This is a genomic window from Streptomyces griseobrunneus (assembly GCF_046713465.1).
In the GTDB taxonomy this organism is placed as follows: domain Bacteria; phylum Actinomycetota; class Actinomycetes; order Streptomycetales; family Streptomycetaceae; genus Streptomyces; species Streptomyces microflavus.
Genome location: NZ_CP177080.1, coordinates 2,014,039 through 2,032,773, shown reverse-complemented (window position 1 = coordinate 2,032,773; position 18,735 = coordinate 2,014,039). Strand labels below are relative to the sequence as shown.

18 protein-coding genes are annotated in these 18,735 nt (G+C 70.9%); 13 read left to right on the top strand and 5 right to left on the bottom strand.

What is annotated here, in order from left to right; all coding sequences use genetic code 11:
• Positions 1-99: 99 nt before the first annotated feature.
• From rsmD to mutM, 7 genes are all read left to right on the top strand, one after another.
• Positions 100-684 (top strand): 16S rRNA (guanine(966)-N(2))-methyltransferase RsmD, encoded by a 585-nt coding sequence (rsmD, locus tag ACK8N7_RS08820; protein ID WP_094212441.1) that lies wholly within the window; start codon positions 100-102, stop codon positions 682-684.
• A 26-nt stretch (positions 685-710) separates the two neighbouring features.
• Positions 711-1,190: a pantetheine-phosphate adenylyltransferase gene (gene coaD, locus ACK8N7_RS08815; RefSeq protein ID WP_032775858.1), complete on the top strand. Its 480-nt coding sequence runs from the start codon at positions 711-713 to the stop codon at positions 1,188-1,190.
• A gap of 99 nt (positions 1,191-1,289) precedes the next feature.
• Complete coding sequence (locus tag ACK8N7_RS08810; protein ID WP_500441788.1) at positions 1,290-2,417, top strand: F0F1 ATP synthase subunit B; 1,128 nt, start codon at positions 1,290-1,292, stop codon at positions 2,415-2,417.
• A 251-nt stretch (positions 2,418-2,668) separates the two neighbouring features.
• Positions 2,669-3,283 carry a YceD family protein gene (locus ACK8N7_RS08805; protein ID WP_382055682.1) on the top strand — a complete coding sequence of 205 codons (615 nt, stop codon included), beginning with the start codon at positions 2,669-2,671 and terminating at the stop codon, positions 3,281-3,283.
• A 2-nt stretch (positions 3,284-3,285) separates the two neighbouring features.
• Positions 3,286-3,459: a 50S ribosomal protein L32 gene (gene rpmF, locus ACK8N7_RS08800; RefSeq protein WP_003965982.1), complete on the top strand. Its 174-nt coding sequence runs from the start codon at positions 3,286-3,288 to the stop codon at positions 3,457-3,459.
• Between the two features lie 19 nt (positions 3,460-3,478).
• Complete coding sequence (rnc, locus tag ACK8N7_RS08795; protein WP_015611661.1) at positions 3,479-4,303, top strand: ribonuclease III; 825 nt, start codon at positions 3,479-3,481, stop codon at positions 4,301-4,303.
• Between the two features lie 121 nt (positions 4,304-4,424).
• Positions 4,425-5,285, top strand: coding sequence for a bifunctional DNA-formamidopyrimidine glycosylase/DNA-(apurinic or apyrimidinic site) lyase (gene mutM, locus ACK8N7_RS08790; protein WP_500441785.1), 861 nt, complete (start codon positions 4,425-4,427; stop codon positions 5,283-5,285).
• Here mutM and ACK8N7_RS08785 read toward each other — a convergent pair.
• The gene (locus ACK8N7_RS08785; protein ID WP_403215089.1) at positions 5,258-5,644 is read right to left on the bottom strand and encodes a winged helix-turn-helix transcriptional regulator; all 387 of its coding nucleotides are present in this window, start codon (positions 5,642-5,644) and stop codon (positions 5,258-5,260) included. The two genes, mutM and ACK8N7_RS08785, sit on opposite strands and share 28 nt — an antisense overlap.
• Before the next feature lie 75 nt (positions 5,645-5,719).
• Complete coding sequence (locus ACK8N7_RS08780) at positions 5,720-6,688, bottom strand: CAP domain-containing protein (protein ID WP_403215091.1); 969 nt, start codon at positions 6,686-6,688, stop codon at positions 5,720-5,722.
• A 169-nt stretch (positions 6,689-6,857) separates the two neighbouring features.
• Between ACK8N7_RS08780 and ACK8N7_RS08775 the strand changes: the two genes are divergently transcribed.
• Positions 6,858-7,139, top strand: a complete 282-nt coding sequence (locus tag ACK8N7_RS08775; RefSeq protein ID WP_078618764.1) for an acylphosphatase — start codon at positions 6,858-6,860, stop codon at positions 7,137-7,139.
• Here the strand turns inward: ACK8N7_RS08775 and ACK8N7_RS08770 are convergent.
• Positions 7,115-7,315 (bottom strand): hypothetical protein, encoded by a 201-nt coding sequence (locus tag ACK8N7_RS08770; RefSeq protein ID WP_500441783.1) that lies wholly within the window; start codon positions 7,313-7,315, stop codon positions 7,115-7,117. The genes ACK8N7_RS08775 and ACK8N7_RS08770 overlap by 25 nt on opposite strands.
• Positions 7,316-7,578: 263 nt before the next feature.
• Between ACK8N7_RS08770 and ACK8N7_RS08765 the strand changes: the two genes are divergently transcribed.
• The 3 genes from ACK8N7_RS08765 to ACK8N7_RS08755 all read left to right on the top strand — a co-directional run bounded on the left by ACK8N7_RS08765 (position 7,579) and on the right by ACK8N7_RS08755 (position 13,622).
• A complete protein-coding gene (locus ACK8N7_RS08765; protein ID WP_003965973.1) occupies positions 7,579-7,791 on the top strand; it encodes a hypothetical protein in 213 nt (70 codons plus the stop codon).
• Between the two features lie 351 nt (positions 7,792-8,142).
• On the top strand, positions 8,143-11,976 hold the full coding sequence (locus ACK8N7_RS08760) for an AAA family ATPase (protein ID WP_500441781.1): 3,834 nt from the start codon (positions 8,143-8,145) through the stop codon (positions 11,974-11,976).
• A 227-nt stretch (positions 11,977-12,203) separates the two neighbouring features.
• Positions 12,204-13,622 (top strand): sugar porter family MFS transporter, encoded by a 1,419-nt coding sequence (locus ACK8N7_RS08755; RefSeq protein WP_403215095.1) that lies wholly within the window; start codon positions 12,204-12,206, stop codon positions 13,620-13,622.
• A gap of 29 nt (positions 13,623-13,651) precedes the next feature.
• Here the strand turns inward: ACK8N7_RS08755 and ACK8N7_RS08750 are convergent, their stop codons facing one another.
• Positions 13,652-14,632 carry an LLM class flavin-dependent oxidoreductase gene (locus ACK8N7_RS08750; protein ID WP_403215097.1) on the bottom strand — a complete coding sequence of 327 codons (981 nt, stop codon included), beginning with the start codon at positions 14,630-14,632 and terminating at the stop codon, positions 13,652-13,654.
• 180 nt (positions 14,633-14,812) lie between these two features.
• Between ACK8N7_RS08750 and ftsY the strand changes: the two genes are divergently transcribed.
• Complete coding sequence (gene ftsY, locus ACK8N7_RS08745; RefSeq protein WP_403215099.1) at positions 14,813-16,024, top strand: signal recognition particle-docking protein FtsY; 1,212 nt, start codon at positions 14,813-14,815, stop codon at positions 16,022-16,024.
• Positions 16,025-16,120: 96 nt separating this feature from the next.
• Here ftsY and ACK8N7_RS08740 read toward each other — a convergent pair whose 3' ends face one another.
• On the bottom strand, positions 16,121-16,768 hold the full coding sequence (locus ACK8N7_RS08740; RefSeq protein WP_500441778.1) for a bifunctional DNA primase/polymerase: 648 nt from the start codon (positions 16,766-16,768) through the stop codon (positions 16,121-16,123).
• A gap of 440 nt (positions 16,769-17,208) precedes the next feature.
• On the opposite strand from ACK8N7_RS08740, the gene nsdA reads away from it, so the two are divergent.
• A complete protein-coding gene (gene nsdA / locus ACK8N7_RS08735; protein WP_403215103.1) occupies positions 17,209-18,684 on the top strand; it encodes a transcriptional repressor NsdA in 1,476 nt (491 codons plus the stop codon).
• The last annotated feature ends 51 nt before the right edge of the window (positions 18,685-18,735 follow it).

The following is an 18,735-nucleotide window of genomic DNA, read 5'->3' as shown; positions in this document are numbered from 1 at the left end:
GGACGGGCCGGTGCGGGCCGCACGCCATATCGTGGACGGACGGCACGCACCCACCGCGAGCCCCTGAGCACACCCCCCGACCCCGAGGACCAGACACCCATGACCCGCGTGATCGCCGGATCGGCCGGCGGACGCCGCCTGGCCGTACCGCCCGGCACCGGCACCCGCCCCACCTCCGACCGTGCGCGGGAGGGCCTCTTCTCCACCTGGGAGGCGCTGCTCGGCACCCTCGAAGGCGTCCGCGTCGCCGATCTGTACGCCGGGTCCGGCGCCGTCGGCCTCGAAGCGCTCTCCCGTGGCGCGGTCCACGCCCTGCTCGTGGAGGCGGACCAGAAGGCGGTGCGCACCGTCCGGGACAACGTCCGCACGCTCGGGCTGCCCGGCGCCGAGGTGCGGGCCGGCAAAGCCGAGCAGATCGTGACAGGTCCGGCGCCCTCGGACCCGTACGACATCGTCTTCCTGGACCCGCCGTACGCCGTCACGGACGACGATCTTCGCGAGATCCTGCTCACACTCCGTGCTCAGGGGTGGCTCACAGCCGATGCGCTCGTCACGGTGGAACGCAGCACCCGGGGCGGAGAATTCGGCTGGCCCGCCGGATTCGAGCCACTGCGGGCCCGTCGCTACGGCGAGGGAACGCTTTGGTACGGTCGCGCCGCCGCTACGTGCGAAGACGCACGATGACCGGACCGGAGAGCGAGGGAATCACAGTGCGCCGCGCCGTCTGTCCGGGGTCTTTCGACCCCATCACCAACGGACATCTCGACATCATCGGACGAGCCTCGAAGCTGTACGACGTGGTGCACGTGGCGGTGATGATCAACCAGTCCAAGCAGGGACTGTTCACCGTGGACGAGCGGATCGAGCTGATCCGCGAGGTCACCGCCGGCTTCGGCAACGTGGAGGTGGAGTCCTTCCACGGGCTCCTGGTCGACTTCTGCAAGCAGCGGGAGATCCCGGCCATCGTGAAGGGCCTGCGGGCCGTCAGCGACTTCGACTACGAGCTGCAGATGGCCCAGATGAACAACGGCCTCTCGGGCGTCGAGACGCTCTTCGTGCCGACCAACCCGACGTACAGCTTCCTGTCGTCCTCGCTGGTCAAGGAGGTCGCCACCTGGGGCGGCGATGTCTCCCACCTGCTGCCCCCGACGGTCCACGAGGCGCTCATAGGGCGGCTGGGCAAGCGCTGAACGACTGACGGTCCGTCACCAGGTGTCGGGCGGCCGCCGACTGGCCTTACAGTCGTCCCGTCCGTCTCCAACAGAGCAGCAGAGAGTGGCGAGCACACGGTGGACGTGCAGAAGAAGCTCGACGAGATCGTCGAAGCGGTCGGGAACGCCCGCGCCATGCCCATGTCGGCCTCGTGCGTGGTCAACCGCGCCGAGCTGCTCGCCATGCTCGAAGAGGTGCGCGAGGCCCTGCCCGGCTCGCTCGCCCACGCCCAGCAGCTGATCGGCGGCCAGGAGCAGTTCGCCGAGCAGGCCCGGCAGGAGGCCGAGCGGATCATCCAGTCCGCCCACGCCCAGCGCTCCTCCCTGATCGCCGAGACCGAGATCGCCCGCCAGTCGCAGAGCGAGGCCGACCGGATCCTGTCCGAGGCCCGCCGCGAGGCCGAGGAGGTCCGGGCCGAGGCCGACGACTACGTCGACAGCAAGCTCGCCAACTTCGAGGTCGTCCTCACCAAGACCATCGGCTCCGTCGACCGAGGCCGCGAGAAGCTCCTCGGCCGCGGTCAGGGCCTGGACGAGCAGGGCTACCAGGACCCCGACTTCGCCGAGGCGCCCGAGCGCAGCGCCGACCCGGAGACGCTGCGGCAGCGGGCCGACGCGTACGTCGACGCCAAGTTCGGCGCCTTCGAGGCCGTCCTCGCCAAGACCCTGGAGGCGGTCGGCCGAGGCCGGCAGAAGCTGCTCGGCCGGGTCGCCTCCGACGACCTCGGTGCCCACATGGCCGCCCAGGACGCGGCGGGCGCCCAGGGGCACACCAGCGACGCCGACTACCTGGCCGGACTCGCCGAGCTGGCCACCCCGGAGCCGCGCCAGGCGCCCCAGCAGCCCCTCTACCAGGAGCCGCAGCAGCCGCAGGCCGAGCCGGGCTACGCGCAGCCGGAGTACGGGCAGCCGGAGTACGCGCAGGCGGCGTACGGCTACCAGGAGCAGCCGCACCAGCAGGGCGCCCAGGGTGTGCAGGACCCGTACGGCTACCAGCAGGTGCCGGACCCGTACGCGGCCTACCAGCAGCCCGCCTACGACCCGAACCAGTACCCGCCCCGGCCGCAGGGTCAGCCGGACTACGACTGGCAGCAGCAGCCCCAGGTGCCCGCCCAGCAGAACCAGGGAGCGCTGGACGAGACCAGCCTCTTCGACACCGGCATGATCGACCTGGAGCAGCTGCGCCGCTACGAAGAGGGCCGCTGACCTCAGCCGGGGGGCCGTGAGGCGCTCCGGGCGCCGGGGCCCTGAGCCGATTGGGTGCTGAGCGGTCCGTCCAGTATCCTGAATCCTCGGTCGCACATAGGTCCGCGATCCCGGCTGCCCGTTTCGTCTGCGAATCGGGACGGTGTGATTCCGGACCGGAGACGGCCCCTCCCCTGAGCAACAAGCGCGACACCCATGATTCGAAAGCAGGAAACGCCCTGAACGGCCATCTCGACCACCGCAACCCTCTCGTGTTCGATACGCGCGAGCTGGGTCGGCGTCCAGGTGCCATGAAGCGGCTGTCCCGCTCGGTGGACGCACCCGGTTCACCGGTTCTCGGTATCGACGGCGTCATCGGTGTGCCGGAAGGCGCGCCCCTGGAACTGGACCTCCGACTCGAATCGGTCATGGAAGGGGTGCTTGTCACAGGTACCGCCCGTGCGAGCGCCGAGGGGGAGTGCGTAAGGTGTCTGGAGCCGCTGACCATAGAGGTCGACGCGGATTTCCAGGAGATGTTCTCGTACCCTGACGCCGACGACCGGGGCCGCAGCAGTGCGGCGGACCCGGCCGACGACGCCGAGGACGACGAGGACAGGTTCTTCCTCGAGGACGGCTTGTTCGACCTCGAGTCAGTGCTGCGTGACGCGGTAGTGCTCGCACTGCCCATGCAGCCGGTGTGCAAGGAGACCTGTGCCGGTCTGTGTTCCGAATGCGGAATCAGGCTGGACGAGAACCCGGGCCACCACCACGACGCCGTCGACATCCGTTGGGCGGCACTGCAAGGACTCGCCGACACCGTTCAGGACGGCGAGAAGGACAACATGGGCGGCGCCGAACCGGGCGTCGACGAGAAGCAGGAGAAGTAGCCGTGGCTGTTCCGAAGCGGAAGATGTCGCGCAGCAACACGCGCCACCGCCGGTCGCAGTGGAAGGCTGCGGTCCCCACCCTGGTTTCGTGCGAGCGTTGCCAGGAGCCGAAGCTCCAGCACATTGCGTGCCCGAGCTGCGGCACCTATAACAAGCGCCAGGTCCTCGAGGTCTGAGCGGCTGGTGAGAGGCCCGATGTCTGAGTTGTCCAGCGCCAAGAAGCAGGCAGACAACATCAACACAGCCTCGTCCCACACGCTTCTGGAAGGGCGGCTCGGGTATCACCTCGAGTCCGCCCTTCTGGTACGTGCGCTGACCCATCGTTCGTACGCATACGAGAACGGCGGTCTGCCCACCAACGAGCGGCTCGAATTCCTCGGGGATTCGGTGCTCGGCCTGGTGGTCACGGACACGCTGTACCGCACCCACCCCGACCTGCCCGAAGGCCAGCTGGCCAAGTTGCGGGCCGCGGTGGTCAACTCGCGTGCACTTGCGGAAGTGGGCCGCGGCCTCGAACTCGGCTCCTTCATCCGGCTCGGCCGCGGTGAAGAGGGCACGGGTGGCCGGGACAAGGCTTCCATCCTCGCCGACACACTGGAAGCAGTGATCGGCGCGGTCTACCTCGACCAGGGCCTCAGCGCGGCCTCGGAGCTGGTCCACCGGCTCTTCGACCCGCTGATCGACAGGTCCTCGAACCTCGGCGCCGGCCTGGACTGGAAGACCAGTCTCCAGGAGCTCACCGCGAGCGAGAGCCTCGGAGTCCCCGAGTACCTCGTCACGGAGACCGGCCCGGACCACGAGAAGACCTTCACTGCTGCTGCTCGCGTCGGTGGTGTCTCGTACGGCACCGGCACCGGCCGTAGCAAGAAGGAAGCGGAGCAGCAGGCGGCGGAATCCGCCTGGCGCGAGATCAGCGCCGCCGCAGAGGCACGGCAGGCCGCGGAGAAGTCCGCAGCCGACGGAGGGGCCGCCGACACCCCTGCCGACCCGTCGCCCGACACGGACGCCGCTCCGGCCTGAAACGAGGGCGAGCCCCTCGGTGCCCTGTGCACCGAGGGGTTTTCCCTGTCCCGGGGAGCGGTTTCCGAAAGGACCCGCTCCCGCTCCCGTACTACCGTCGTCGTGTCTGGAGTGGTCCACCGTGCCCGAGCTGCCCGAGGTCGAAGTCGTACGCCGGGGTCTTGAGCGCTGGGTCAGCGGCCGTACCGTCACCGAGGTCGAGGTCCTGCACCCCCGTGCGGTCCGCCGGCACCTTGCGGGCGGCCCAGACTTCGCCGCCCGGCTGCGAGGCGTCCGCTTCGGTACCGCCATGCGGCGCGGCAAGTACCTCTGGGTCCCCGTCGACGAGGCCGCCTCCTCGCTGCTGGGCCACCTCGGCATGAGCGGACAGCTGCTGGTGCAGCCCACGGACGCGCCCGACGAGAAGCACCTGCGGATCCGGATGGCGTTCGATGACGCACTCGGCACCGAGCTGCGCTTCGTCGACCAGCGCACCTTCGGCGGGCTCTCGCTGCACGACACCACCCCCGACGGGCTGCCCGACACCATCGCGCACATCGCCCGGGACCCGCTCGACCCGCTCTTCGACGACGCCGCGTTCCACACCGCCCTGCGCCTGCGCCGTACGACGGTCAAGCGCGCGCTCCTGGACCAGTCGCTGATCAGCGGCGTCGGCAACATCTACGCGGACGAGGCGCTCTGGCGCGCCGAGCTGCACTACGACCGGCCGACCGCGACCCTCACCCGCCCGAAGTCGGCCGAGCTGCTCGGCCACGCCCGGGACGTGATGAACGCGGCCCTCGCCCAGGGCGGCACCAGCTTCGACAGCCTGTACGTCAACGTGAACGGCGAGTCCGGCTACTTCGACCGCTCGCTCGACGCGTACGGCAGGGAGGGCGAGCCATGCCGCCGCTGCGGGACGCCGATGCGCCGCCGCGCCTGGATGAACCGGTCCAGCTACTTCTGCCCGCGCTGTCAGCGGCCGCCGCGGGTCTCGTCGTAACGCGTCCGGGCGGCGAGTACGTCGCCCATCCGTCCCTCGACGAGATGGATGAGCCCGAGGAGCTGCCCGGCGACCTCGCGGCCGAACGGGGTGAGCTCGTAGTCCACCCGGGGCGGGTTGACCGGCTGCGCCTCCCGCAGGACGAGCCCGTCGCGCTCCAGCGCGTGCAGCGTCTGGGAGAGCATCTTCTCGCTGACCCCGTCGACCCGGCGGCGCAGCTCGTTGAACCGGAGCCTCTCCTCGTACAGTGCGCCCAGCGTCAGGCTGCCCCAGCGCCCGGTGACATGCTCCAGCGTGGAGCGCGAGGGGCACTGCCGGGAGAAGACGTCGAAGGCGGAAACGTCCGTATCGCTGGCCATGGAAACAGCTTACGCCCGCACAGTGCTCACCCAGAGGGAGCGCTGTGCGGGCGTAAGCGGTCGGGCGTCTACGGGTCAGAAACCGAAGTTCTGGGTCCACCACGGACCGCCGGAGCCCTCGTGGACGCCGATGCCGATCGTCTTGTAGTCGCAGTTGAGAATGTTCGCCCGGTGGCCTTCGCTGTTCATCCAGCCGTCCATCACGGCCTGGGCGTCGGCCTGGCCGCGGGCGATGTTCTCCGCGGCGAGCCCCTGCACCCCGGCCTGGGCGGCACGGTCCCAGGGGGTGTCGCCGTCCGGGTCGGTGTGGTCGAAGAAGCCGCGGGCCGCCATGTCCTCGCTGAAGTTCTGGGCCAGCGAGGTGAGCGGGGTGCTGGTGGTCAGCGGGGAACAGCCGGCCTTCGAGCGCTCCTGGTTCACCAGGGCCAGCACCTCGGCGCGGGCCGAGGGGGCGGACGGCGAGGGGGCGGGCTTCTTGGTGGGCGGCGGGGCGACGGTCTTCTTCGGCGGCGCCGGGGTCCTGCTCGCCGGGGCGGTGCTCTTCTTCGGGGCGGTGGTGGGCGCCTTCGACTCCTTGGACGGCGTCGCGGCCGGCTTCTCGGAGGGGGTGGCTGAGGGCGCGGCCGACTTCGACGGAGTCTTCGAGGCGCTGCCGGAAGGCGACTTCGACGGGGTCGTGGACGGCGACTTCGAGGGCGTCTTCGACGGGGCCCCGGGGCGCTCGCTGCCCCGGCTGGTGGGGGAGGAGGAACGGTCGGCCGGGGCGCTGGAGCCGCCCTGTTGGGTCAGCAGGTCGGGGGCGCCGCCGGTGCGCACCTGGTCGGCCGCGGAGCTGCCGCCCGAGGTGTAGGTGTCGCCGCCGGGAAGCAGACCCGAGGCGACGGCGACCGCGCCGACCGCCATCGCGGCCGAGGCGCCGAGAAGCCCGGTACGCACGGGGACCGCGGACTTCTTCTTCCGGCGCGTGCCCCGGTGCCGCGAGGAGGCTCCGGCCGTGGGCTCTTCAGCGGCGGGGCCTGCGGCGGATCGTCGGTGGCGTCCCATGCGCTGTGCCTTCCTGATGCTCCGGACGTCGCAGCGACGTCACCCGATTACCGGTCGATCTTCATCCCGATACTCACCCGATCGAGTGAGGCTATTGCGACGGGACTGTACGCCATGGATCAAAGGGGCCGCCGTGCTTCTGGAGCAATCGGCCGGTTAGCGTTCGGGCATGAACGTAGATGCACGCCTGGTCGTATGGGTACGCGGCCGAGTACAGCAAGTAGGGTTCCGCTGGTTCACCAGGGCAAATGCTTTGGAGATCGGCGGACTCGTGGGCTTTGCACTCAATCTCGACGACGGCCGGGTGCAGGTGGTCGCCGAGGGATCACGTGACAATTGCCACCGTTTGCTGGATTGGCTGCGCTCCGACGACACACCCGGGCGCGTGGACGGAGTCACTGAGATCTGGGACACCCCGCGCGGCGGTTACGAGGGATTCGCCATCCGCTGATACGGGCCCCCGTCGACGCCCCGGATCCGCTCGGTGAACGCGGCGCGGCGAAGGGTCACGGGCCGGCCCGCCGGACCCCCCGCACCCGAAATGACCTGCGAAAGGACCGCGCGGCGGCCGATGGTTGCCAGATGCGGAATGTCGTGCAAGGCTGCGGCATTGACGAAGATCTCCACCTCCGTCGGGGTCCCGCAGGAGAGTCGCGCCGCATGATCGTCCGGCCGCGCGCCCCCGGGGCACCTGGCTCCACAGGGTGTGATCGTGTTGACCGTCAAACTTTTTGGTGAGACGCTGAAAACCCCGCGCACCTTAGCTGTTCGGTAGAGCTGATATGCAGCAGAACCGCAGTGGTGACAGAGCCCTGCCGAGCACCGCGGGTGCGATCCCCTGACGACCCACACCGCATCGGTCGGTCACTCATTGTGGAGGACCATCCATCATGGCAAAGGCGCTTCTCGGTTACGTCGGCGGTTCCGACCCGCGACTCCTCGCCGAGATGCGACGGCTCCAGCAGCGCGTCCAGGACCTGGAATCCGAGCTCAACCGGATCCAGGACGAGAACGACGCGCTCAACGCCGCCGCTCAGCACCAGGAGTCGTTGCTCGACAGCATCGACATCGACGTACCCCAGGGCGAGCCTGCACTGACCTGACCGGTGGCCCTCTCGGGCCGGTCGGGCTGTCCATGCTCAGCAGCCTAGGAACAACATCTCTCCATCGCTGATCCGTCCTGCGTCACGGATCGCCGTCCCCGGACGACCGGGTCCCTGACCGACAGGGCCGCCCTGTCCCCGGATCACCGGCAACGCATCGTCCGGTTGCCGTGGCGATGCGCCGTGCAGGACCGCACCAAGTTCTACGCACCAAGATCTACAGGGACGCTTCGGCGTCCCTTTTTTCTTTGCCCGGACCCCCCGGCCCCCGCCGTGCCCCCCTCGCTTACCGTCTGATGTGCCCTGCACCTTCATCACCGAAACCGAGAGGGAAAGGTAGAGTCCGGCGGCGTGCACCTCAAGGCCCTGACCCTGCGTGGTTTCAAATCGTTCGCGTCCGCCACCACCCTGCGGTTCGAACCGGGGATCACCTGTGTCGTAGGACCCAATGGGTCGGGAAAGTCCAATGTGGTGGACGCCCTCTCCTGGGTCATGGGGGAACAGGGAGCCAAATCCCTGCGCGGCGGCAAGATGGAAGACGTGATCTTCGCCGGGACGACCGGGCGGCCTCCGCTCGGCCGCGCCGAAGTCTCGCTGACCATCGACAATTCCGATGGTGCATTGCCCATCGAGTACGCCGAAGTGACGATCACTCGGATCATGTTCCGCAATGGCGGCAGTGAATACCAGATCAATGGCGACACCTGCCGGCTGCTGGACATCCAGGAACTCCTCTCCGATTCCGGTATCGGCCGCGAGATGCACGTCATCGTCGGCCAGGGCCAGCTGGACTCCGTCCTGCACGCCGACCCGATGGGCCGCCGGGCTTTCATTGAGGAGGCCGCGGGCGTCCTCAAGCACCGCAAGCGGAAGGAGAAGGCGCTCCGGAAGCTGGACGCGATGGGCGCCAACCTGGCCCGCGTCCAGGACCTCACCGACGAACTGCGCCGCCAGCTCAAACCGCTCGGCCGGCAGGCCGCCGTCGCCCGCCGGGCCGCGGTCATCCAGGCCGATCTGCGCGATGCCCGGCTCCGGCTCCTCGCGGACGATCTGACGACCCTGCGCGACGCGTTGCGCGACGAGATCGCCGACGAGGCCGAGCTGAAGAAGCGGAAGGATGCGGCGGAGGCCGACCTGAAGGCGGCGCTCGCCCGGGAGGCCGAGCTGGAGGGCGAGGTGCGTCGGCTCGCGCCCCGGCTCCAGCGGGCCCAGCAGACCTGGTACGAGCTGTCGCAGCTCGCCGAGCGGGTACGCGGCACGATCTCCCTGGCCGACGCCCGGGTCAGGAGCGCCACCGAAGCCCCCGCCGAGGAGCGCCGGGGCCGCGACCCGGAGGACCTGGAGCGTGAGGCGGCCCGGATCCGCGAGCAGGAGGCGGAGTTGACGGCGGCCCTGGAGGCGGCCGAACACGCGCTGGAGGACACCGTCGCCCACCGCGCCGACCTGGAGCGCGAGCTGGCCGCCGAGGAGCGCAGGCTCAAGGACGCCGCCCGCGCCATCGCCGACCGGCGCGAAGGGCTGGCCCGGCTGAACGGTCAGGTCAACGCGGCCCGCAGCCGGGCCGGTTCGGCGCAGGCCGAGATCGACCGGCTGGCCGCATCCCGCGACGAGGCGCAGGAGCGCGCGCACGCCGCCCAGGAGGAGTACGAGCAGCTCAGGGCCGAGGTCGAAGGCCTCGACGCGGACGACGAGGAGCTGACCGCCCGCCACGAGGAGGCCAAGCAGGCACTCGCCGAGGCCCAGGCCGCCCACAGCGCCGCCCGCGAGGAGGCGACGGCCGCCGAGCGCAGGCGGGCGGCGGTCGCGGCCCGGCACGAGGCGCTGGCCCTGGGGCTGCGCCGCAAGGACGGTACGGGGGCGCTGCTCGGCGCCCGGGACCGGCTGGCCGGACTCCTCGGCCCCGCCGCCGAACTGCTGACCGTCGAGCCCGGGTACGAGGTCCCGGTAGCGGCCGCCCTCGGTACGGCGGCGGACGCGGTTGCCGTCGCGGACCCGGCCACGGCGGCCGACGCGATCCGGCTGCTGCGCGAACGGGACGCGGGGCGCGCGGCGATGCTGCTGGGCGCGGTGGCCGCCGGCGCTTCGGAGGCCCGGCCCCATCACGTACCGGAGCAGTCCGGTGAACACGTACGCGTGCGGGAGGAAGCGCGCGGGACCGGTCCGGTGCACCCCGGCGCACCTGTCGTCTCCGCCGGCACAACCGGCACAACCGCCTCCGCCGGCGTGCCCGCCGCCCCCGGCCCGTTGCCCGCGCAGGCCGGTGCACACGCCAGCACGGAATCCGCGCCCGGCGCGCCAGTCGCGCAGTCCACACCCGCCGCACCCGGCGCCCCGGACGCCGTCGCTCTGCCGCACGGCCGTGCCGAGAGCGCCACCGCCCTCGCCGCACCCGCCGTCGCCGACCTCGTGCGGGGGCCCGCCGCCCTGATGACCGCCGTCCACCGCCTCGTACAGCACATGGTGGTCGTCGGGACGCTGGAAGAAGCCGAGGAACTCATCGCCGCGCACCCCGGGCTGACCGCGGTGACCGGTGAAGGGGACGTGCTCTCCGCCCACTTCGCGCACGGCGGGTCCGCCGGGGCGCCCAGCCTCCTGGAGGTGCAGGCCTCCGTGGACGAGGCCGCCGCCGAGCTGGCCGACCTCGCGGTGCGGTGCGAGGAGCTCGCCGAGGCCCAGCGGCTGGCGGGGGAGCGGCGCACGGAGGGGGCCGCGCTCGTCGAGGAGCTGGGGGAGCGGCGGCGGGCGGCCGAGCGGGAGAAGTCGGGCGTCGCCCAGCAGCTAGGCCGGCTCTCCGGGCAGGCCCGGGCGGCGGCGGGCGAGGCCGAGCGGATGACCGCCTCCGCCGCCCGCGCGCAGGAGGCCCTGGAGCGGGCGGTGGAGGAGGCCGAGGAGCTGGCCGAACGGCTGCTGGTCGCCGAGGAGGCGCCGGTGGAGGAGGAGCCCGACACCTCCGTACGGGACCGGCTCGCCGCCGACGGGGCCAACGCCCGCCAGACCGAGATGGAGGCCCGGCTCCAGGCCCGTACCCACGAGGAACGGGTGAAGTCGCTGGCCGGGCGCGCCGACGGGCTCGACCGGGCCGCCCGCACCGAACGGGAGGCCCGCGCCCGCGCCGAACAGCGCCGGGCCAGGCTGCGGCACGAGGCAGAGGTGGCCTCCGCCGTCGCCTCGGGCGCCCGTCAGCTGCTGGCGCACGTGGAGGTGTCCCTCGTACGGGCGGATCAGGAGCGGACCTCGGCGGAGGCCGCCAAGGGCGAGCGGGAACGCGAGCTGGCAGCCGAGCGGGGCCGGGGCCGCGACCTCAAGGGGGAGCTGGACAAGCTCACCGACTCCGTCCACCGGGGCGAGGTGCTGGGCGCCGAGAAGCGGCTGCGCATCGAGCAGCTGGAGACCAAGGCCCTGGAGGAGCTCGGCGTGGAGCCCGCCGGTCTGATCGCCGAGTACGGCCCCGACCAGCTCGTACCGCCGGCGCCCGCGGCGGAGGGCGAGGAGCTGCCGGAGGACCCGGAGCATCCCCGTAACCAGCCGAAGCCGTTCGTCAGGTCGGAGCAGGAGAAGCGGCTGCGGTCGGCCGAACGGGCGTATCAGCAACTCGGGAAGGTGAATCCGCTCGCCCTGGAGGAGTTCTCGGCGCTGGAGGAACGGCACAAGTTCCTCTCCGAGCAGCTTGAAGACCTGAAGCGGACCCGGGCCGATCTGCTCCAGGTGATCAAGGAGGTCGACGAGCGGGTCGAGCAGGTGTTCACGGAGGCGTACCGGGACACCGCCCGCGAGTTCGAAGGCGTCTTCTCCCGGCTCTTCCCCGGCGGTGAGGGGCGGCTGATCCTGACCGACCCGGACAACATGCTGGCCACCGGAGTGGACGTGGAGGCGCGTCCTCCGGGCAAGAAGGTGAAGCGGCTCTCGTTGCTCTCGGGGGGTGAACGGTCCCTGACGGCCGTGGCGTTGCTGGTCGCCATCTTCAAGGCCCGGCCCAGTCCCTTCTACGTCATGGACGAGGTCGAGGCCGCGCTCGACGACACCAATCTGCAGCGGCTGATCCGGATCATGGAGGAGCTCCAGGAGAGTTCCCAGCTGATCGTCATCACCCACCAGAAGCGGACGATGGAGGTCGCCGACGCGCTGTACGGCGTCTCCATGCAGGGTGACGGCGTGTCGAAGGTGATCAGTCAGCGGCTCCGCTGACCCGGTCGGCGCATCCGCCGACTTTTTACCGAATCATCAGAAGTTCGACGCACCATTTGTGCGGACCTGGGTAAATGCTGCTCCGACCCACCGTTTGACTTCGTTTCTTGAACGCATAACCTCGGCAAAGTTGATTTCGCCTTCAAGTGGTGGCGGGCCGGATGTTGTGCCCCACTGGGAAGGCTCACCCCCCACGTCTGACTTGCGGCCAGGCATCAGGAGTTCATGTGACCAGCGCAGCGAACGGACCGGAGTCCGGAGCCCGAGCGGCCCACCCGGACCACCTCGGCCATGTCATCTTCATCACGGCAGCCGCGGCGATGGGCGGCTTCCTCTTCGGTTACGACAGTTCCGTCATCAACGGGGCTGTCGAAGCGATCCGCGACCGGTACGACATCGGTTCCGGAACGCTCGCCCAGGTCATCGCCATCGCGCTGATCGGCTGTGCGATCGGCGCCGCCACCGCCGGCCGGATCGCGGACCGGATCGGCCGCATCCGCTGCATGCAGATCGCCTCGGTGCTCTTCACCGCCAGCGCCATCGGCTCCGCCCTGCCGTTCGCGCTCTGGGACCTGGCGATCTGGCGCGTCATCGGCGGCTTCGCCATCGGCATGGCCTCCGTGATCGGCCCGGCCTACATCGCCGAGGTCTCCCCGCCCGCCTACCGCGGCCGGCTCGGCTCCTTCCAGCAGGCCGCGATCGTCATCGGCATCGCCATCTCCCAGCTGGTCAACTACACCTTGCTCCAGATCGCCGACGGCGACCAGCGCGGCAAGATCCTGGGCCTGGAGGCCTGGCAGTGGATGCTCGGCGTGATGGTCGTCCCGGCCATCCTGTACGGGCTGCTCTCCTTCGCGATCCCCGAGTCCCCGCGCTTCCTCATCTCGGTCGGCAAGAAGGTCCAGGCCCGCAAGATCCTCGAAGAGGTCGAGGGCGACAAGATCGATCTCGACGCCCGCGTGACGGAGATCGAGACCGCCATGCACCGTGAGCACAAGTCCTCCTTCAAGGACCTGCTCGGCAACCGCTTCTTCTTCCTCCCCATCGTCTGGGTCGGCATCGGCCTGTCGATGTTCCAGCAGCTCGTCGGCATCAACGTCGCGTTCTACTACTCGGCGACGCTGTGGCAGTCCGTCGGCATCGACCCGACCGAATCGTTCTTCTACTCGTTCACCACCTCGATCATCAACATCATCGGCACGGTGATCGCGATGGTGCTGGTGGACCGGGTGGGTCGCAGGCCGCTCGCCCTCGTCGGCTCCGTCGGTATGGCGGTCGCGCTCGCTTTCGAGGCATGGGCCTTCTCCGCCGACCTCGTCGACGGCAAGCTGCCCGAGACCCAGGGCGTCGTCGCCCTGGTCGCCGCTCACGTCTTCGTGCTCTTCTTCGCGCTGTCGTGGGGTGTGGTCGTCTGGGTCTTCCTGGGCGAGATGTTCCCGAACCGGCTCCGCGCCGCCGCCCTCGGCGTCGCCGTCTTCGCGCAGTGGATGGCCAACTGGGCGATCACCGCCAGCTTCCCGAGCCTGGCCGACTGGAACCTCTCGGGGACGTACATCATCTACGCCTGCTTCGCAGTGCTCTCCATCCCCTTCGTGCTCAAGTTCGTGAAGGAGACGAAGGGCAAGACGCTGGAGGAGATGGGCTAGCCCCTTATACGTTCACGCGCTGCCCTGGTTCACTGCTGAGCCGGGGCAGCGGGCGTCTCCAGGGCCTCGCAGAACAGCCGCAGACTGCGCCACCCCTCCTCCACCGGCATACCGCCGCAGAGCGGGTGCAGCACCAGCGACTCCGCGTCCAGCCCGGCCAGCTCCTCCGGCGTGACGATCCGGTAGACGCCCTCCTCCCGCAGCTCCGCCACCGTCGTGGCCGCCGAGCGCACCGCCGAGCGGATGTCCTTCGACTGCCAGGAGGCGTACGTCCGCGCCTCGTGCAGCAGATGCTCCCCGTACAGCGCCCACGTCCGCTCCGGGTCCTCGGACACATGGAGCAGCGGCGTCCGGGCCGCGGGCATCATGCAGAACCCCTCCGTCCCGTGCTCCGCGCGCTGCTGGTGGTAGTACGCCTCCAGCTCCGGCAGATGCGCGCTCGGGAAGAGCGGCAGCCCCAGCCGGGCCGCCCGCCGCGCCGCCGCCCGTGAGCTGCCGCCGACCAGGAGCATCGGATGCGGCCGCGTGTACGGGCGCGGGGTGACGCGCACCGTACGCCCCCGGTACGGGAAAGGCTCCCCGCTCCACGCCGTCAGCAGCGTCTCCAGCAGCTCGTCCTGGAGCCTGCCGCGCCGCCCCCACTCCACACCCGCCCGCTCGTACTCCTCGGGGCGGTAGCCGATCCCCGCGACCGTCACCAGCCGGCCCGCGCTCAGCAGGTCGAGCACCGCGATGTCCTCCGCGAGCCGTAGCGGGTCGTGCAGCGGGCCGATGATCGCCGACACCGTCACCGCGATCCGGCGGGTGGCGCCGAAGACCGCCCCGGCGAAGGTGAACGGGGAGGGCAGCCAGGAGTTCGCCACCCCGTGGTGCTCCTCGGTCTGCACCGTGTCGACGGAGTGCTCGTCCGCGTACGCGGCCATCTCCAGGGCGGCACGGTAGCGGGCCGAGAGGGTCACGGGGGTGGCTTCGGGATCGACGAGATTGAACCGGACCACGGTGAAGGCCATGACGGGCGTCCCCTATTCGCCGGGTGGGCAGGGCGGGGCGCACAGTAGCTGACGTACCGTCAGAAGTGTAGGGGCGGGCCCTGTGCATTACCGCCAAAAGGTGCATAGGGGTTCGGCGGATCACCGGGCGGCGTGCGGGGCCGTGCCCGGGCGGCGGCCGTGGCCGATACTGGACGGGTTATGGAACTCGTCGAAATCGTCATCCTCGCTGTAATCATCGCCCTGGCCGCTGTCGGCCTGGTCGGCGGGCTCGTGGTCGGCAGCCGCAAGAAGCGGAAGCTGCCGCCCCCGCCGCCGTCCACGCCGACCATCACTCCTCCCGCCGAGCCGCAGGTCGGCGAGGAGGCCGAGACGCCGCGCGACGAAGCGCGGCGCACCATCGACGAAGTCGGCCTCCCGGACGCCACCGCGCCCGCCGAGGAGGCCCCGGCCGTCGAGGTTCCGGCGCCGCCCGCGCTGGAGGTCCCCGAGCCCACCGAAGGCCGGCTCGTCCGCCTGCGGGCCCGGCTCGCCCGCTCCCAGAACTCGCTCGGCAAGGGGCTGCTCACCCTCCTGTCCCGGGACAACCTGGACGAGGACACCTGGGAGGAGATCGAGGACACCCTCCTCACCGCCGATGTCGGCGTCGCCCCCACCCAGGAACTGGTCGAGCGGCTCCGCGAGCGCGTCCGGGTGCTCGGCACCCGTACCCCCGAGGATCTGCGCGCCCTGCTGCGCGAAGAGCTGATCACCCTGCTCGGCCCGGAGCTCGACCGCGAGGTCAGGACCGAGGGCGGCGCCGAGACCCCGGGCGTCGTGATGGTCGTCGGCGTCAACGGCACCGGCAAGACCACCACCACCGGCAAGCTGGCCCGGGTGCTCGTCGCCGACGGCCGCAGCGTGGTCCTCGGCGCGGCCGACACCTTCCGCGCCGCCGCCGCCGACCAGCTCCAGACCTGGGGCGAGCGCGTCGGCGCCCGTACGGTCCGCGGGCCCGAGGGCGGCGACCCGGCGTCGATCGCGTACGACGCGGTCAAGGAGGGCATCGCCGAGGGGGCCGACGTGGTCCTCATCGACACCGCCGGCCGCCTGCACACCAAGACCGGTCTCATGGACGAGCTGGGCAAGGTCAAGCGGGTCGTGGAGAAGCACGGTCCGCTGGACGAGATCCTGCTGGTCCTGGACGCCACCACCGGGCAGAACGGCCTCGTGCAGGCCCGGGTCTTCGCCGAGGTCGTGGACATCACCGGCATCGTCCTCACCAAGCTCGACGGCACCGCCAAGGGCGGCATCGTCATCGCGGTCCAGCGAGAGCTGGGCGTACCGGTGAAGCTCATCGGGCTCGGTGAGGGAGCGGACGACCTGGCCCCGTTCGATCCGGGCGCCTTCGTCGACGCGCTGATCGGGGACTGAGGCGCCTCTCTCCGAACCATCCCGTACGGCGGGCGGGCGGCGGCTCCCACGAGGAGCCTGCCGCCCGTCCGCCGTTTCCGTGCTCCTGCTTACCGCTCAGGACCGGTGGCAGACGTACGCCAGCGTCCCCAGCAGCAGCCGCGCCTGCGGCGGAGCGGCGGCCGTGTCCAGCACCGGGGGGCGCAGCCAGCGGACCGGGCCGAGGCCGCCGAGGTCGGACGGCGGGGCGGTGATGTGCGCGCCCGGGCCGAGCGCCCGCAGGTCCAGGTCCGCGTCGTCCCAGCCCATGCGGTAGAGCAGGCCGGGCAGTTCGGCGGCGGCTCCGGGGGCGACGAAGAACTGCGCCCGGCCGGTCGGCGTCACCGTCACCGGGCCCAGCGGCAGCCCCATCCGCTCCAGCCGCACCAGGGCGCGCCGCCCGGCCTGCTCCGCGACGTCCAGGACGTCGAAGGTGCGGCCCACCGGCAGCAGCATCGAGGCGCCCGGCGTCTCGGCCCAGGCGTCCGCCGCACGGTCCAGTCCGGTGCCCGCGGGGACCTCCCGGGCGAAGCCCAGCGGGTGCGCGCCGGGGGAGGGGCAGGCCCGCTGTCCGCAGGAGCAGGCGCCGGCCCGGGCCCGGGTGCCGGGCACCACGGCCCAGCCCCAGAGCCCGGTGTACTCGGCCATCGCGGTGCTCTCGGCACCGCGGCCGCGCCGCCGTGCCCCGGAACGTTTCTCACGGATGCCGCCGATCGTGAAGCCCATGCCCCCTCCAACGGGTCCGACTCATCGGTGGTTACGACCCGGAGTGCTCGGGTAACCCTCCGTCGCTGCAGCTCGATCGAGTGGCGCGCGCCGTTGTGCGCGAGGTGGTGCGGCGCGGTGCGTGCGCCCCCGAGTGGATCCGTACGCTCGCCATCGGTCGTGGTGGCTCAAGTCAAGCGCGCCAGGCGGGAGTCGGGTTCATTCGAAGGGGTGGCGAATGGTGGCGTTTCCGCAATCCCCCTCGCGAGAGGGGTGATCGTAGGATTACCGTCGGTACACGAACCCTGGGAGAATGTGCAGCCACGGGTATGCCTCGGGCAACCCGGTTTCCAGTTCGATCGACTGCAACTCCCGTACGGACAGCACCGATGCACGGCATTCTGATAGTGGTTCGCGCGATGAAGGATTCAACGGGGATGATGGGGAATGGGGGCGTTCCGGTGAGTGGCAGCGGCGCAGGCGATACGGATGCCGGTAAGCGCCCCAACGGGCAATTGGGGTCGTGGTTCGTGCGCAGTGGTTGGTCCAAGGGCGAGCTGGCGCGCCAGGTGAACCGGCGGGCGCGGCAGATGGGCGCCCACCACATCAGCACCGACACCTCCCGGGTGCGGCGCTGGCTGGACGGCGAGCAGCCGCGCGAACCGATCCCGCGCATCCTCTCCGAGCTGTTCTCCGAGCGCTTCGGCGCCGTGGTCGCCGTCGAGGACCTCGGGCTGCGCACCGCACACCAGTCACCCTCGGTGGCCGGCGTCGACCTGCCCTGGGCGGGCCCGCAGACCGTCGCCCTGCTCAGCGAGTTCTCCCGCAGCGACCTGATGCTCGCCCGGCGGGGCTTCCTCGGCAGCTCGCTCGCGCTGGCCGCCGGGCCCGCGCTGATCGAGCCGATGCAGCGCTGGCTGGTGCCCGTCCCGGCCAGGGGCCCGGGCGAACCGGAGTCGGAGGCCGCGGCCCGCAGGCCCTCCCGGCTCTCCGGCCCCGAGCTGGACCTGCTGGAGTCGACCACCGCGATGTTCCGGCAGTGGGACGCCCAGTGCGGCGGCGGGCTGCGCCGCAAGGCCGTCGTCGGCCAGCTCCACGAGGTCACCGACCTGTTGCAGGAGCCGCAGCCGGGGCCCACCGCCAAGCGCCTCTTCCGCTGCGCCGCCGAGCTGGCCGAGCTGGCGGGCTGGATGAGCTACGACGTGGGCCTCCAGCCCACCGCGCAGAAGTACTTCGTGCTCGCCCTGCACGCCGCCAAGGAGGCCGGGGACAAGCCGCTCGGCAGCTATGTGCTCTCCAGCATGAGCCGCCAGATGATCCACCTCGGCCGCCCCGACGACGCCCTGGAGCTCATCCACCTCGCCCAGTACGGCAGCCGCGACTGCGCCACCCCCCGCACCCAGGCCATGCTGTATGCGATGGAGGCCCGCGCCTATGCCAACATGGGCCAGCCCAGCAAGTGCAAGCGCGCGGTCCGCATGGCCGAGGACACCTTCCTCGACGCGGGACTGGACGGGGAGCCCGAGCCCGACTGGATCCGCTTCTTCTCCGAGGCCGAGCTCAACGGGGAGAACGCCCACTCCTACCGTGACCTGGCCTATGTCGCCGGCCGCAGCCCCACCTACGCCTCGCTCGCCGAGCCCGTCATGGAGAAGGCCGTCGAGCTGTTCGGCGAGGACGACGAGCACCAGCGCTCCTATGCGCTCAACCTGATCGGCATGGCCACCGTCCATCTGCTCCAGCGCGAGCCCGAGCAGTCCACCGTGCTGGCCGGACAGGCCCTCAAGATCGCCAGGAAGGTCCGCTCCGAGCGGGTCAACACCCGCCTGCGCAAGACCGTCGACACCGCTGCCAGGGACTTCGGCGATGTCGCCGACGTCGCCCGGCTCACCGACCTGCTCAGCGAACAGCTGCCGGAGACCGCCGAAGCGGTCTGACCCGGCACCACCGGCCCCGGCCGCGGCACCCTCTCCGTACAGCCCGACTCG